At 47.4% G+C, this 16,214-nt stretch carries 13 protein-coding genes; 5 read left to right on the forward strand and 8 right to left on the reverse strand.

The window, feature by feature from the left end; genetic code table 11:
• The first annotated feature begins 89 nt into the window (after positions 1-89).
• Together QUA24_RS22030 and QUA24_RS22035 are read left to right on the forward strand one after the other, a co-directional pair.
• The gene (locus tag QUA24_RS22030; protein ID WP_333232084.1) at positions 90-668 is read left to right on the forward strand and encodes an alpha/beta hydrolase-fold protein; all 579 of its coding nucleotides are present in this window, start codon (positions 90-92) and stop codon (positions 666-668) included.
• Positions 669-679: 11 nt separating this feature from the next.
• Complete coding sequence (locus tag QUA24_RS22035; protein WP_333232086.1) at positions 680-2,359, forward strand: phosphatidylglycerol lysyltransferase domain-containing protein; 1,680 nt, start codon at positions 680-682, stop codon at positions 2,357-2,359.
• Positions 2,360-2,582: 223 nt separating this feature from the next.
• Here QUA24_RS22035 and QUA24_RS22040 read toward each other — a convergent pair whose 3' ends face one another.
• From QUA24_RS22040 to deoC, 4 genes are all read right to left on the reverse strand, one after another.
• Positions 2,583-3,809 (reverse strand): glycosyltransferase family 4 protein, encoded by a 1,227-nt coding sequence (locus tag QUA24_RS22040; protein ID WP_333232088.1) that lies wholly within the window; start codon positions 3,807-3,809, stop codon positions 2,583-2,585.
• 27 nt (positions 3,810-3,836) lie between these two features.
• Complete coding sequence (locus QUA24_RS22045; RefSeq protein ID WP_333232090.1) at positions 3,837-5,408, reverse strand: MFS transporter; 1,572 nt, start codon at positions 5,406-5,408, stop codon at positions 3,837-3,839.
• 230 nt (positions 5,409-5,638) lie between these two features.
• Positions 5,639-6,514 carry a DNA repair protein RecO gene (gene recO / locus QUA24_RS22050; RefSeq protein ID WP_333232093.1) on the reverse strand — a complete coding sequence of 292 codons (876 nt, stop codon included), beginning with the start codon at positions 6,512-6,514 and terminating at the stop codon, positions 5,639-5,641.
• Between the two features lie 227 nt (positions 6,515-6,741).
• On the reverse strand, positions 6,742-7,422 hold the full coding sequence (gene deoC, locus QUA24_RS22055; protein ID WP_333232094.1) for a deoxyribose-phosphate aldolase: 681 nt from the start codon (positions 7,420-7,422) through the stop codon (positions 6,742-6,744).
• 428 nt (positions 7,423-7,850) lie between these two features.
• Here deoC and QUA24_RS22060 point away from each other — a divergent pair, with 428 nt between their 5' ends.
• Complete coding sequence (locus QUA24_RS22060; RefSeq protein WP_333215283.1) at positions 7,851-8,213, forward strand: hypothetical protein; 363 nt, start codon at positions 7,851-7,853, stop codon at positions 8,211-8,213.
• Between the two features lie 354 nt (positions 8,214-8,567).
• Positions 8,568-9,590: a tetratricopeptide repeat protein gene (locus tag QUA24_RS22065; protein ID WP_333232096.1), complete on the forward strand. Its 1,023-nt coding sequence runs from the start codon at positions 8,568-8,570 to the stop codon at positions 9,588-9,590.
• Positions 9,591-9,679: 89 nt separating this feature from the next.
• Here the strand turns inward: QUA24_RS22065 and QUA24_RS22070 are convergent, their stop codons facing one another.
• The 3 genes from QUA24_RS22070 to QUA24_RS22080 form a co-directional block, all read right to left on the reverse strand.
• Positions 9,680-10,426 (reverse strand): hypothetical protein, encoded by a 747-nt coding sequence (locus QUA24_RS22070; protein WP_333232097.1) that lies wholly within the window; start codon positions 10,424-10,426, stop codon positions 9,680-9,682.
• 576 nt (positions 10,427-11,002) lie between these two features.
• Positions 11,003-11,725, reverse strand: a complete 723-nt coding sequence (locus tag QUA24_RS22075) for a pyridoxine 5'-phosphate synthase (protein WP_333232099.1) — start codon at positions 11,723-11,725, stop codon at positions 11,003-11,005.
• A gap of 62 nt (positions 11,726-11,787) precedes the next feature.
• A complete protein-coding gene (locus QUA24_RS22080; RefSeq protein WP_333232101.1) occupies positions 11,788-12,573 on the reverse strand; it encodes a nucleotidyltransferase domain-containing protein in 786 nt (261 codons plus the stop codon).
• 353 nt (positions 12,574-12,926) lie between these two features.
• Between QUA24_RS22080 and QUA24_RS27380 the strand changes: the two genes are divergently transcribed.
• Entirely contained in the window at positions 12,927-13,166 is a 240-nt protein-coding gene (locus QUA24_RS27380; RefSeq protein WP_445242634.1) for a catalase, read from the forward strand.
• Here QUA24_RS27380 and QUA24_RS22085 read toward each other — a convergent pair.
• Positions 13,089-16,214: HEAT repeat domain-containing protein (locus QUA24_RS22085; protein WP_333232103.1), on the reverse strand; the 3,126-nt coding region annotated here is incomplete at its 5' end. The genes QUA24_RS27380 and QUA24_RS22085 overlap by 78 nt on opposite strands.

The raw sequence follows: 16,214 nt of genomic DNA on the forward strand, positions 1-16,214 counted from the left end.
ACTTTTGTTACCTCTGTGGAAAAAATCCTGAAAGAATTTGGAGAAAACTATGTAATTAATTTTGTCTAGCTACTTATAAAAGCAAAAGATTGCCGCCATCAATTGTAATTACTCCTGACGGGAACGACAAGCGGGGTACGAGTCCTTTGTGGGACCCGCAGTATTTTGATGGGCCCAACGGTAAGGTGGGAAGCGCGATCGGCTCCGAGTTAGTATCGATCGTAAAATCGCGCTACAGAACGCTGGAAGACCCCAAATTCTGGGCAATGGGAGGACAATCTTCCGGGGGTTGGGGAGCTTTTAACATCGGTTTGCGCTACTTGAATAATTTTAATATTCTGTTCAGCCACAGCGGTTATTTTACAGATCAAAGCGGCAAGGCTAACAGTCCCAAATATTTAGTGGAAAAACTCCCTGTTAAAGATAAACAGCAGTTGCGCGCTTATTTGGATGCGGGGGAAGCAGACGAAAAATATCTGATTTCCACTCAACAGTTTCACGAGCAATTAAACAGTTTGGGTATAGCCAACGAGTTTAACAAATTTCCGGGAGGACACGGGATTGTTGGCCCGGATGTCGGTTGGAATTATTGGCACAAGCATTTAGCCGATTCTTTGAGCTATGTTGGAAAACAGTTTAAAATATCACTGGCAACACAGAAAAATTAGAAAGGTCAACAGTGTTACCCCAAAAAACTAGGATTGGACTCTGGACTGCATCATTTTTAACCGGATTGGTAGGAGTTATTAACCTGCTGTCTGCTGTAACTCCCAGTTTATCCGATCGCCGAAATTGGTTGGAGCCGTTTTTTCCTTTTCCCGTGCGTGCGGGCGGGCATTTTTTTGCAGCAGTTATCGGATTTATGCTGCTAACTCTGGCCACTAATTTGTTGCGGCGCAAGCGGATTGCTTGGTTGCTGACTGTGGGATTGTTAATCGTTTCTATTGTAATTCATTTAGTCAAGGGATTGGATGTTGAAGAAAGCTTGCTTTCTGGGTTGCTGCTGTTTCAGTTGTTGGTGATGCGGAAGACGTTTACTGCTAAATCCGATCGCCCTTCAATTGCTCAAGGAATCCGGGTTTTGCTGGGCGCTTTGCTGTTTACGCTGGCTTACGGGACGGCGGGTTTTTATATTCTGGATGGGGGTTTTCAAGCTAATGGACAAGCGGTTAATTTTGATTTATACAGAGCTTTGTTCCAGACTTTTGCCATGTTTTTTACGGATGACAATGCGGGGTTGGTTCCGCAAACTCGGTTTGCTAACTTTTTTGCCGATTCGATTTATGCTGTAGGTGCGGTAACGCTTGGTTACGCACTTTTAATGCTGCTGCGGCCGGTGCTGCTGCGAAATTCGGCAAGTATTTCGGAACGGAATAAAGCTCAAGAAGTTGTAGCAAAATATGGGCGGACAACGCTAGCGAGACTGGCGTTGCTTCCGGATAAATCTTATTATTTTAGTCCTTCGGGAAAAAGTATGATCGCCTATGTGCCGAAAGGTAGAGGTGCGCTCGCTTTGGGAGACCCCATCGGGCCTGCTGAAGACCGCAAAGAAGCAATTCTAGGGTTTCAAGAATTTTGCTATCGCAATGATTGGTATCCAGCATTTTATCAAACTTTGCCCCAGGATCTAGAAATGTATTCTACTCTCGGTTTTCGAGTGGTGCAAATTGGCGAAGAAGCTATGGTCAATCTCAAAACTTTTACTCTCAAAGGCAAGAGCAATCAAAACTTGAGGACTGCTATCAACAGACTTACAAAAGCCGGTTATCAAATCGAATTTTACGAACCTCCTTTAAGTTCCGAATTGATGCGGCAAATGAAACTCGTGAGCGACGAGTGGCTGCAAATGGTTCAGGGTGCGGAAAAAAAGTTTTCGGTGGGTTGGTTTGATGAGGCATATTTGCGGGAAACTCGCGCCTTAGCACTCCACACTCCCGACGGTATAATTAGTGCTTTTGCTAATATGATATCGGTGGGAGATGGGGTAGTTGGAGTTGATTTAATGCGGCGTCGCACAGAGGTGGAAAATGGCACGATGGAGTGTTTGTTTGCTTCGATGTTGCAGCATTGTCAAGAATTGGGATATGAAGAATTTGATTTGGGTTTGTCGGCTTTGGCGGGAGTGGGAGAAGCTGAGAAATCTGGGCGGTTGGAAAAGGTTTTGATTTATCTTTCGGAACACTTGAGCAAGTTTTATAATTTTAAGGGATTGCACAGTTTTAAAGATAAGTTTGGGCCGCGGTGGGAACCGCGTTATTTTGTTTATCCGAGTTTGGGAAGTTTGCCGGATGTTGTGGTTGCTTTGATTCGGGCCGATTCGGGCGATCAACTTTTGGATTATTTGCGCCCTGGAGGGTAGGCGATTTTGGATTTGAGATTTTGGATTTTAGATTGGGGAGGAATGACTGGTTCCCAGGCGCTTGCCGAAAGGTGCCGTTAACTGGTTCCGAGGCTCTGCCTTAACTGGTTCCCAGGCTCCAGCCTGGTAACGAGTAAAAGAGCCTCGCTTGAGCCAAAGGAGGAGGCAGAGCCTCCGGATCTGCGTTCCCAGGCTCTAGCCTGGCAACGAGCAATCAAAACATTCATGCTAAACCCCGAATTAGTACGCGCTGCTTTTGCAAAACCTCTGAGTACAGCTTTTCCAACTCAGTAATATTCTGACTGAGAGTGTATCGCTCCATCGCCCGTTGGCGTGCTTTTTGACCAAGCAGCATTCCCAACTCAGGATGATCGCAAAACAGCGGCAGCAAAGTTTGCAACTGACTTCGTACCCGCTGAGTATTCAAAACTATCCCCGCGCCTTCCTCCAAGGCCTCGCCGTCAGCACCGGCATCGGTTGCCAAACAAGCTAAACCGCAGGCCATCGCTTCCAGCAGCGATAGCGAGAGTCCCTCCACCAAAGAAGGCAAAATAAATACGTCTGCACCCCGCAGAATTTCAATACGGCGTTCCTCCTCGGCAACAAATCCGAGCCACACAATGCCATCATCTTCGCCGTAAAACAGTTGCAGCGAGGCGGCTAGGGGCCCGTCGCCTACGATCGCCAATACGTTCCCAGGGCCAAAATTACAGTGTTTCCAGGCCTTGAGCATCGATTCGACATTTTTCTCCTGGGCAATGCGGCCTTGGTAAACAAAAACTCGATCAGCCTTTAATTCCGACTTCAACCCCGAAGGCCCTGGAGAATATTTAACAGCATCCACACCGTTGGGAATCACAGCCACCCGTTCCTGTGGCACTCCCAACTTCACCAATATATCCCGCTGAATCTGAGAAAAAACGATCGTCGAGTCGTAGTTCGCCAAAAACGGAGCGTACAGTTGATACATCAGGTGTTGGGTTCCCGATGTCAAATTTCGCAATTTGCGATCGAACGGCGGGTGAAAAGTCGCCACCAGAGGCAAATTCAATTCTTGACAAATTTCCGGCAGCAAAAAGTCTAGAGGCGAAAGCGTCAGGGAAGCGTGAACAACATCTGGTTTCAGCCGCCGCAGAGATTTCATCAGCACTGTGCGGGACTTGAGAGTGGGAATCGTATAAATTTGCGATTTGTAGTGACAGGGTAAAGAGACTTCGTTGCAACTGGCGGACGAGAGCGAAGTGGTATATGAGGTTTGAGTAATTCCCTTTCCCCATGAACCATTTGCCATACTCCACCCCGTATTGTTCCTGTCCAGTGAGTCCGCCTCTTGGGCAAAGTGCAGGAAACTAACCTGGTATCCCCGGTCTAATAGTGCGTTGGTGACTTCCCTGGAGTAAGTGACGTTACCGCAAAAAGGTGATTTTTTTCCTAGCCAAGCGATGTGCATTCCAGTAAATCAGAGTTTGTTATTTATTTAGATTCGATCGACTTTGCTATTACTGCTACGGAAAATATACCAGGTTAAGACACCCCCAGCCATCGCTAATCCTGCTAAACCCAAAAATACTGTCGGCAAACCCAGAAATGTTTCGGCTACCCCAGCCAAAGCCAACGGTAAACTCAAAGCGATATTAGTGGCATTGTTTTGCAGCCCGAAGACTTTTCCCCGCATTTCTTCTGGAGTTTCTGCTTGAATTGTAGTCTGCATCGGCACTCCCACCAATGAGGCAAATAAACCCAACAGGGTAATGAACAGCACCGAGAGCCACAAATGGTCTGTAAATGCAGAAAGGCCCATCAGAGCAACTGCCATGCCGATGGATCCGATTAAACTCAGTTGGGAGTGAGAAAATTTATGGCCGAGATAGCCGACTGTCGCCGCCCCAGCAGCCATGCCAACGCCCACCGCCGCTAGCAAAAAGCCAAATTGCGACGCTTTCATACCGGGGAGGATTTCTGCCAGCCGCACCGCTAGAACTGCTAAGGCTGCAAAAATGGAAAATAGAATAATTAGTTGAATTAAAGCATTGCGGACTTTGGGTTGATCGTTGATGTAACGCAGGCCATCTCGCAAATCTGCTAACGGGTGCGGTGGTTCGTGTTCGACTTCGTTTTTTTCGCCTGTTTTCATCGACAGCAAGAGCACTCCGGCGAAGGCGTAACTTCCGCCTACTACTAATTCTTTGCCGATTCCCAGTCCGCCGCCGAGGTTGGAAAATAGGGTGTCGGCTAAAGCTAGTAAGGGTTCTCCGACTGCGAAGCCAATAATCACCGAACCCATCATGGTTGTGGTGTAGAGGGAGTTTGCTGATAGCAGGTGGCGGCGTTCCACAATTAGGGGAATCACTGACTGTTCTGCTGGGGCGAAAAATTGAGTTAGAGTCGAAACGAGGAATGTCACTAGCAGCAGCAAGCAGAATCCGAGTGGCAGTTGACCAAGTTCCCACCCGTCAGAGAGCCACAGCAGCACGGGCAAGGTTAAAACAAAGCCTCCCCGCAGAAGGTTTGTGGCGACCAGCACTGCTTTTTTCGACCACCTATCGACATACACGCCTGCTGCAGCTCCGAACAGCACTGCGGGAATGGTAAAGGCGATCATGATTGCTGATACCCACCTGCTGATAGTTTGATCTGGCGCTTGAAAGCGGCTGGCCACGAGGGCGATCGTCAGTACGAGATAAACTTTATCTGCTAGTTGGGAGAAAACTTGCCCACTCCACAATGCTAGAAAATTTGGGTTTTTGAGCACTGGCAGAAATCCCGTTTGTTTTTCGGGAATTTCGGCTACTGCTTCGGAGAGTTCTGCTGCTGGCTCTGGTGTGGGAACCGGGGGGATTGCTTCGGGTTCTTGGCTTTTGCCGTTGTTCCAGTCTGGTGCTGGAGTTGTGGGGTATTTATCCATTTCTGGGTCTGGGACGTTGCTCCATTGTCGATCGGTGGAGACGGGATAAGAGTCAAACTCTGGAAAATTTTCTCGTTCTTCCATCTTGTGGTGGGTTACGGCTAAAACAGATATTGTCAAATCAGAATCAGACAGTCGCATCATAGAATTTGGGGTGGATAGCCTGGGGTGGTTGAGGTTGGGGATGGGAATTTGAATTTGAGGTGGTTAACCCCTAAGTTTATTAATAATCTCGTAACTTTATCTCTATCTATTATCTGATGTCGCAACAACCTTGAGAATTTACCTGAAATTGCCTACAGGTTCGGGTATCCCCCCGGCTGGAGGTGCGATGTACGATCGCCCCTTCACCTATTTAAATCCACACTCAAAATTTAAAACTCAAAACTCTCTAGGTAGGTGTCGATCGAGCTTCCCGACCGAATCGTGCAACCTAAATGATACTGGGCATATTGTCGCAAAATATTTTCTACTGATACCCAAGTTGTTTGATCGGCAATCCCCTCTCCTAGTTCTGGACTAGCCAACTGTTGCAGCGCTGCTAATTCCTTAGCATTTATCTCGAAATTTGTCAAGTGTTTGCTGCCATTTGTTTGTCGGGAACGGGAGGTGGATTTGTACAAGCTACCGATTTCTGAAGAGAGTTCTGCCTCTAGGTTAGCTAGCTCGGACAAGCTGAAGGTTCCCCCAGAGGGTATACTAAACCCGGTTTGCCAGTTCGGATCGGTGAAATTTGGGATGAGCGGCTGTCTGGTGGCGCAGCAAACTTGGACTTGGGGCGCGAGGCCGGCTAAGGCTAGCAGGTGAAAAATGCCGTGGCTGAGGTGGGCGACAAGCACGGCGGCGGATTGGATTTCTGTGCGATCGGACAAACGCTCCAAACGGCTCAAATGTTCGCCCAGCAACCAAAAGAGTTCTTCTTGAGGTTCGTCGGAAAGGGCGCTGGCGATCGCCAATTCGGCCAGATATTGCGCGGCGGAGAGTTTTCCGAGGTTGCGGCTCAAACCCGGATGGGATTGTATGGTGTCGGCTTGGGTAATTTTATCGAGCGATCGGCCTTTGGCAATTAGAAATTCGTTGACAACAAATAATTCGCTTCTACCGCCAATGGTCGATCGTTGTTTGCGAACACCCGGTGCTACGGCTCGAATTAAGCCGAATTCCCGCGTCAAAATTGTCAGCACTCGATCGGATTCGCCCATCGGCGCACTCTTAAGATTGATTCCAGTTGCTTTGTAAGTTCGAGTCACTCGATTTTAGATTTTAGATTTTAGATGTACAAGGACAGTAGCAAAAACAGTCCGCGACGCAGAACTTTTATTAGATACTCGTTACCAAGCTCTGCCTGGTAACGCAGATCCAGAGGCTCTGCCTCCTAATCCCAGCCGAGGCAGAGCCTCTAAATATGGATTCCCAGGCCCAGCCTTGGAACCAGTTAATGACTAATGACAATTGCCCACTGTCAACTGACAACTGTCTAATGACTTTTATCTAAATTATCCCGCTGGCGAAGTAATTCAGGCCCGCGAGAAGTCCCCAAACGAGTTGCCCCAGCTACTACCAAGTCTAGAGCTTGTTCATGAGTACGAATTCCGCCCGCCGCTTTAATCCCGATCCTTCCCTTCGTAACTTCCTTCAGCAGTCGTACATCGTCAACTTTCGCCGGGCCAAAAAAGCCAGTGTTGGTTTTGATGTAGGCGACGCCGGCTTCCATACAAATCTCAGCCGCTAATTGTTTTTCGGCATCGGAAAGGAGCGAACTTTCGATAATTGCTTTAATGGTGAGATTGGTTTCTTCGCAAATTTGGGCTAGTTCCCGGTGGAATTCGTCGATTCTTCCAGCTTTCAACAATCCTAAGTTAACGGAGACATCTAACTCTACGGCTCCATTATCTGCTGCTTCTAGAGCTTCGTAAACTTTCACCGTTGAAGTCGAAGCACCAGTGGGAAAACCGATAACTGTACAGACTTTGGGAAGTTTGCCGTGCAGCAGCTCAACTGCTTGTCTGACGTAGGCGGGATACACGCAAACTGTGACAAAGCCAAATCTCTCTGCTTGTTGGCAACAGTGTTCTACTTGCTCTGGCGTAGCGGTGGGGTCGATCAGGCCGTAGTCGATCAAGGGGGCAATATCGATGTCTGCCTGGTTTGCAGCCATTGCTGTTTTTTCTCCGAAGTAACTACTTCCTTATTATGTAGCGAATTTACCAAAATCTTCGACCGAAAGCAGCCTGGGTAGAACCCCCCGGATTCATCCGTGAGGTCGCTTTCCCCAATTCTTCAATCTAAAATCTAAAATCTAAAATCTAAAATCTAAAATCGATTGACTTTACTCCGACCCTGATCGAGTACAAATATTCAATTCGCTGCTCGTAAAAACTCTTGTGGGAATTGGTTTCTCAATTAAAATCAAAAAAATAATATTTTGGTATCTGCCTTGAGATACATTTTTGATCTTTCTTTAGGTATACTTTGTTAAAAGGAGTTACGGTAGAGCCTGCGTCAGCTACGCTAGGGCAGAGCCTGGTAGCGGCTACTGTTTTTACTTTTAGTAGTGCTTTAAAAACATAAAAGCCAGTGCCAAGCATGAATCATTTAGAACTCGAACAAGAAATTGGGAAGATGGCTAGAGCGATGATGACTCGCAATAGCTTAATTGGTAAGGATTTGATTGCGGATCTCAGAGGGCGACTGCCTGTTGACAGTTTAGCTGCTTTGATGATTGTCAGTATTGAGCGTTTAATTTGGTATGACTGTGAGTCCGTGATCTGGAGTTTGAGTTATTTGATTCCTGCTGACGTGATGGAAGAAATTCGCCGAATCACTGCCTTGGTTGTTTGCCAGCGGTTGATGGGCAAGGGTTTTGTGCTGGGGAAAGATTTTAGTATTGATGGAACAGGCCAGTTGATGTTGAGTGAGAATGCTAAAACAGCAGTTGTGGTTGCTTGAACTGGGCAAGCAGAAGTAGGAGCTATTAGCACTATGAGATTTGCAGTTAGACTTGGGGCGCCCTAGGACTCTTTGTGTAACTGCAAACCTAATTCGGGATGCGGTGGTAAAAGTTGCGTGATTTACACAGAGTTAAGATTCGCAGCAGCTCTAAAAAACGATGAGTGCGGTTAGATAAAAGAGCATTTTACCAGAGGAAAATAGTTAGTTTCGACCGCAAATTGTTGAGGTTGTTACGGGTACTGTGTACGGGCGATCGCCCTGTATCAAATTTTTCAGATTTTTAGTGGAATTACAGTTTTACTCCACCTATGGTTTCATGTAGAATCATCCCTAAGATAGATACAAAATATTATGAACTTAATTCAAAACTTGGAAGCGGCTTGGTATTACCATCTGGGCTCGCGTCACCTCGAAGCTAACGATGATCATGGTGCTCTGGCGAACTTTAACAGAGCTTTGAAGTTGCAATCAGATCATTATAAGGCTTGGTTCGGCCGAGGTATGGCTCTGGGGAAATTAGAACGGCACTTAGAGGCGCTGAAGAGTTTTGATGAGGCCTTGGCGGTGGAGCCTAATGCGAGCTTTGGCTGGCACAACCGGGCTATTGCTTTAGGAAAGTTGGGCCGCTGGTTGGAGGCTCTCAATAGTTTTGACCGGGCTCTGGAGTTCAGTCCGTGCGCGGCGAGTATTTGGCACAACCGGGGACTGACACTGATCGATATGGGGCTGTACGAGAAGGCGGTTCTGAGTTTTGATCGCTCTCTAAATTTGTATCCGGAGGCTGCTTGGGCGTGGTACAACCGAGGTAATGCTTTGTTGGAACTCAAGCTTTACTATCAGGCGCTCAACAGTTTTGACCGGGCGATCGAGTTTAAGCCTGACGACGCGAAGGCTTGGTACAATCGCGGTATAGCTGCGAACTCTATGGGACTTTACAAACAAGCAGTGGCTAGTTTTAGCCGATCGATCGCTCTACAACCGGGCAGAGCCGATGCTGTGGGCGAACGGAGAGTTGCTTTGGAGAAATTAGTAGGTTTAAATCAGAGAAATGGCAAGTTTACGCCCACATCTGAGCGTCCCTTTGAAGATTATTTAATTTGGTACAACCGGGGTGTGGAATTGGCGCGAAAAGGCTGCTACTCTGAGGCGATTGCTTGCTACGAAACAGTCTTAGAAATAAATCCTGATTTTGCCAACGCTTTTTACAATAAAGCTTGCTGTTATGCGCTACTGGGATTCGCTGATTTGGCCCTTGACAATTTGCAGCGGGCTGTTGAGTTTATCCCTAATTTATACCGAGAGCTAGCTTTAGCTGACTCTGATTTAAGCTGCATTTGGAAACAAGAACGTTTTGAAGCGCTGATCCAAGGTTGATTTTACACAAAAAACAGCTCGCCAATGGGGCGAGCTGTTTTTTTGGGCGACGCAAATTCGATCGCCCGACAGTATTTGTGCAATCTTTGCTATTGCACAGAAACTCGGATTGAGGGCTTGACGGGCCTCTTGGCAACTACGATTACCCGGTAAGTGCCGGATTCCGGTAGTTGAGCAAAAGTTTGACCTTCGCCTTGATCCAGGAGTGCTCCCGACGGAGATTGGATCGCCAGATCTAGATTTTTGTTGCTAGAGCTCGCCCTAATTGTCTGTCCCTGCTTGCCTTGAAGTGTGATGGGCTGGATTTGGTAGCCGGACATTTTGAGTTTGACTGTGGCTTGTGTTTCCTTGAATGCTATGGGAATCGCGCGATCGGGCCGATAAGTCCACTTGGCGCTAAAGTCGCGTCCGAGTACGAAGCTAGTGGTTTCACCTTTCGGGGTAACTCGCACGCGATAGATGCCTGACTCTGGCAACTGGCCAATCCACTGATTGTCTGATTTTTCAATAACCCCCATATTTTCACCATTGGGACTGTACAGTTCGGCTGTCAGTTGTCCCGCCCACAGGGAGAGAGTGAGTTCTCGCCCTTTGATGCCTTCAAAAATATAGGTGGTGGGTTGGTTGATGGTTTCTCGGATTTCCGAGGTTGACATTCGCTTGATAGGTTCGAGGTTTGAAGCTGATTCAGAGGTAACGGGTTTGTTAAGGGTTTTTGTAATTTCCGAGGCAGCCATCAGCTCGCTCGGCGCAATTTTGGGGGCTACTGGGCTGGCAAATACTGATTTTGCCGTCATCATGAGTAGCATTCCAGTCAGTAAAATTAGTTTTTTCATGTCGCACTTCCGAGGGGGGGGTAAGGAGTTGTATATGGTTACTTGTATTTGCTTGTTTTCACCGGATTAAATCTGGCGATCGCACAGAGGCTACAAGAGGATATAGGATACACGTAAATATCCCGTACTTGCACAAAACCTGCTGGTAGCAAATTGGCAGTGCGGGAGCTAAGTAGTAGCCTCAATTTGTCGGGACATTTTAATGATACTCCTTACGCATAATATCATCACAGAATATTAGTAATTTTGTCTAGGGAGATTAAAACTTTTTCCGAGGTTCTTGCTAAAGAAATGCCCACACCCAAAAAACGCGGTGTCTGGGATTCTGGCTCTGCCTTGCTACTAGAAAAGGGCTAGCGCCCCACGGGGTGAGAACCCCTAGTGTTACTTCATTTTTGACGATCGCCTAATTATTTACGGCGGTGCGAACCCCATCTTACAATATTTGTAGCGTGTTAAACCCTTTTTTACGTAAGTTTTGATACTGTATGTTTGTAGGGAGGATTTAGTTATTATCTATGATAAAGACAAGTTTATCACTACCGAATCCGCCCTACAACACGAGGTTAATTTGTACTACGAAGCTGCCAGGATTTTCAGGTAAGCTTGTACTGTGTTGGACAACCCCATTTCTAGCGCTTCCGCAATTAAAGCATGACCAATTGATACTTCTAGTATATCAGGAATAGAGCAAAATTTAGCTAAATTTTGCAAATTTAAATCATGCCCAGCATTCACCCCTAAACCTGCTGATTGAGCGGCTTGAGCTGCTTCAACATATTGTTGAAAAACAGATTCAACTCTCCCTTCGCGAAAACCAGTTGCGTAGGGTTCCGTGTACAGTTCTACTCTGTCTGCTCCAACTTCTTTTGCTAGCGGCATGAGAGCAGCATCTGCGTCCATAAATAAGCTGACTCTGATACCATTGTCTTTTAATTTTTGAATGATTGGTAAGAGCCGATCGCGATTTTCGGGAATATTCCAACCGCTATCGGATGTTAGCACGTCGGGAGCATCTGGCACCAAGGTACACTGAGCCGGTTTTACGTCGCAAACTATATCCATAAATGGCGGCTGAAACGGATTTCCTTCGATGTTGAACTCAACGGTTAGCATTTTGGCTAATTCGTAAACATCGGCAGCTTTGATATGCCTTTCGTCGGGGCGCGGATGGACTGTAACGCCGTGAGCTCCGGCGGCAATTACTGTTTTGGCGGCTTCCGTAACGCTGGGGATACCGATGTTTCGAGAGTTTCTGAGGAGGGCGATTCTGTTGATGTTAACGCTGAGTTTTGTCATGGGATGTTAATCTTTAAGGTAGATGCTACTATATTAATCGCTTTCGGTAAGAAATCTTGAGCCTATGGCGATACTGTTAGGGCATTGTCAGAGGCCAAATTAGCTTGTGCAAGCGGTAAAGTTTCTGCAAATAAAGCCACAGCTATTTGCTGTTTTGCTGCCAAATCTTCAAGGTTGGCAATGCAGAAAAGCGGTGCGACGCGATCGACTATTTCGGGAGGAAAATCGCGGCTGAAATATTTGAGTTCAAAGTCGTATCTGTGGGGACGGTAAATCATGCCCAACAGTTCGACTAAGGGTAGAAGCGTCCAATTGTGATAGTTGCCGATCGCATCTACTAAATGTCCGCGATAAATCTCTTTTTTAACCAGAGGTTGCAGCAAATCGAAACGGATTTTAATTTCGTTGAATCTCGACTGCATTGTAGATAAATGTTTGCTTCGATCCAAAGGAGGCGGTACAATTAGATTAGCTTTGTCAAAGGCGATCGGGACTTTCCCGTGTCTCTCTATTTCCAGAAAATCGTTGCGGCTGCTGCGCCGAAAAACGGCGAAATCAATTAGCAAGAACGGCGGGGTTTCTTTCAGTCGCCAGAAACACTGCGATTGACCGTGCCAAGCGGGTTCTGGAACTCGATATTTGAGTTCGATTTCGCCAATTTCTGCGAGGGCTTTTTCAACAATATCAAATGTTTCTTCCACGCAGTTATCTTCAACCACAACCGCAATATCGAGGTCTGACCACTCGTCGGTGTATCCGTGGGCTGCGGAACCTCCTTGCCACAAAGCGAGAACAAAATCTAAAGGTTGTAAGGTAGAAACAATCTTTTCGAGAATGATTTGTCTCATGGAATCAAGCTATACTATTTGTTTTTATTGTAGCGCCAATTGTGTAAATGCCGTTTAAAGCAAAGCGCAATAGAAGAACAATTTAAAAGTCATAATTCAGGAGTCATTTTAAGGAATAATAATGCAGAAATCATAATTATTGCTAATTTTTCCTGGTTGTACATATTTTATGCTAAATTCTGACTTTTGACACCAGAATTATTGATCGATAAAATCTACTGCACGACGAATAGCAGCAATAACTGCTATTCGTTGTGTCCTCAAATAGGGCTGATAGATAGAATTTGCTGTCTGTTTTCAAGTTTAGCAATTTTGCAGTGGTCATCTCGGATTTATTGATGATTGTTTAAGCTGTGGGTATCAATAACAGCTTGCATCTGGCTCGAAGTAAAATCATTTCTGAAGAACTTTTTCCAGTTGCGGCGATCGGCAAAATGGTGTCCAATCGCAATCCAGACAACTGCTTTGCTGAAGCACAAGAGCGTGCAACTTTAACCCCAACAATGGTTTTGAGCTTAAAGAATCTGCCGACTGCTGATGCTTTTGATCGCTTTGCGAGCCGCATTACCTATGCTGCGGTGTTGATCTTTTAGTAAAGAAGTGAGCGGTGCGATCGCCCGTGCATCCCCAAACTTCTCCAAAGCCTTAACAGCATTCCTCCGCACGTTTTTATTCTGATCCTTGAGGGCCTCAAACAGGGGCAGTAAGGCAGGCTCGCCCAGCTTGACCAAAGACTCAATGGCTGCATCGTACACTTCGCAATCTGTATCCTGGAAGGTTTCGATTAGCGGCCGGGCGGCCCGTGCATCGCCAAGATGGCCCAAAGCCTTAGCAGCACTTGAGCCTATTTTCCACCCTTTATCTTTAAGCAGCGGAATGAGTGGCTCGACTGCACTAAGATCGCCCAGATTACCTAAAGCCTCCACGGCGTAAAAACGTACCAGGGGACTACTATCAGAAAGGGCATCAAGCAATGGTAAAAGCGATCGCCGATCGCCCAGCTTGACCAAAGCGCTAGCCGCTGCCTCTCGCACTCCTTCATCCTCATCTTTAAGCGTTTCAATCAGCGGTTCCACCGCCCGTAAATCACCCAACTCCTCTAGAGCTTTTGCGGCTGCTTTACGGGTAATGTGCGAAGCCTGTTTCAGAGCTTCGATCAGTGGCTCGACGGCTCGCAAGTCCCCAATTTTTGCCAGAGCGCTAGCCACCCGCCCAGCATCGTCAAACGCCCTCTTCTTAAAAGATTGGATCAGCGGTTCGACGGCACGGGTGTCGCCTAACTCACCCAAAGCATCAGTAACAGCATAGTAGACCTGGATATTTGAATCCCCAAGAGCATTGATAAACGGTACAACTATCCGCTCATCGCCCATACGGCTTAAAGCCCTGGCAACCTCGGAGCGCGCGTAGCTCTCTTGCTCATTTTTAAGAGCGTCGATTAGTGGTTCGATCGCCCGCTTGTCACCAATCCGATCTAAAGACATCGCAGCAAACCGACGCACAGACACGTCAGAGTCATTTAGCAGTGCCGATATCAGCGGTTCAACTGCCCGCGCGTCGCCGATCTGACCCAAAATATAGGCAGTTTCTTCACGCACTTTGCAATCACGATCTTTAAGCAACTCGATTAGCAGTTCAACGTCTTGGTTGCCCTTAAACTTGCCCAAAGCATAGATAGCTTGCTCGCGTACCTGGCTATTTTCATCTTTGAGCATATCGGCGAGCGGTTTAATAGCCCGATCGTCCCGCAGCCGACTTAAGGCTCTGATAACAGCTTCGCGCACTTGCCAATTAGAATCTCCAAGCTGATCGATCAGAGGTTCAACCGCTTTTTTGTTGTCAATCCAGCGCAAAGACTCGATCGCACTCAAACGCACTTTGTCATCTCCGTCACCGAGCGCTTCAATCAGCGCTGGAACTGCCTGTTTATCCCCAATGTTGCCCAAAGCCTTAGCCGCACTTTGTCGCACAAAACTATCTTCATTCTTAAGTGCATTAATCAATCGCAATTGCGACAGTTCGCCCAAGTAACCCAGAGATCCGGCAGCATCCTGGCGTAGAGGATGATTTGGCTGTCTGAGGATATTGAACAGTAATTCAATGGCACTGGTTCCCGTTAACTGGTTTAAAGCCTCGACAACAGCCAGACGCGGCTCCTCAACCTTCAGCCCCGTAAACAGTGGCACGTAGCCGCCATTTTCCCTTGCATCGTTACCCATCGCAAAGCCACACCTTAATTCATTTGAATAGTTAAGTGATTTTATTAGTGGATCAATAGCTCGCTTATCGCCCATTTTGCCCAAAAATCGGGCTATATTTGGGAGCAAATCTGCGCTCCAGCCACCGTCCTTAAGCATCTGAATAAACAGTTCAACCACACGCGGGTCGCTAAAATTGCTCAAGGCTCCAACTGCTTGTGAGCGGACATTCCCATGAGAGTCTTTAAGCACCTCAATTAGCGGCTCAATGGCTCGCACATCACCTAATTGACCTAGAGCTAGGGCGGCTTCGGCACGCATCCAGTTGTACCCATCTGGGGCAGCCACACGGTCCTCCTCATCTTTAAGCACTTGCATTAGCGGTTCTACCGCCCGCACATCCCCCACAGCCACTAAAATTGTGACGACTTTCTTGCGTACCCATACAGAAACCGAGGCATTCAGGAGGACTTCAATCAACGGTAATACCACAAGCTCACCCAGCTTGACTAAAGCTGTAATGGTATGTTCTGGCACACGTTCATTGCCTTTCCAATCTTTTAATTTATTTATTAATGGTTCAACCACCGACAAGCCGCCCAACTCACCCAAGGCGAGGGTGGCAGCTTTTTGCATCTCCCACTCCGAGTCATTGAGCGCGTTAATCAGCAAGTCAATAGCTCTCAAGTCCCCCAACTGACCCAAAGCTTTGGCAGCACAACAGCCTACCCACATATACCGATCGCTCAGGGCGATGCTCAGGGGTTCAACTGCCCGCACATCACCTAGCTCACCCAAAGCGGTAGCGGCATTACTACGCACGTTGTCATCGCCATCTTTTAGAGCATGGATGAGCGGCTCAACTGCCTGCCGATCGCCTAGATAACCTAACGCAACAGTGACACTACAGCGCACATAACAGTTCGTATCCTTGAGGGCATTAATCAGAGACTCTACTGCCCGTGTGTTGTCGGTGTGCCCAACCTTACCCAAGGAAAACGCAGCTAGTCGGCGCACCTCAGCATCATTATCTTTGAGAGCTTCTATCAGCGGTTCACTCGCCCGCTTATCCCCAAGCTCACCCAAAGCTTGGGCAGCACTCCTACGAACATCAAAGTCAAAGTCCTTGAGTGCCTCGATCAGTGGCAGGGTGGCTCGTGCGTCGCCTAACTTGCCCAACGTCTCTACGGCTTGAAACCGCACCCATTTATTCTCATCGGCGAGCGCGTTGAGCAACGGTGATAATACCAGTTCACCAAGCTTAACTAAAGCCTCTGTAGCTGTCCGACGCAGCGCCCACTCATCATCCCTAAATAGATTGATTAGTGGGTCGATAGCTCGATCGTCACCCATCTCACCCAAAATCCGGGCAGCCGTACCCTGTACCGGAGTATGCTCATCTTTGAGGGCGCGAATCAGGGGTTCAACCGCTTGCTTGTCACC

The organism is Microcoleus sp. Pol12B5 (genome assembly GCF_036701335.1).
Taxonomy (GTDB): Bacteria; Cyanobacteriota; Cyanobacteriia; order Cyanobacteriales; family Microcoleaceae; genus Microcoleus.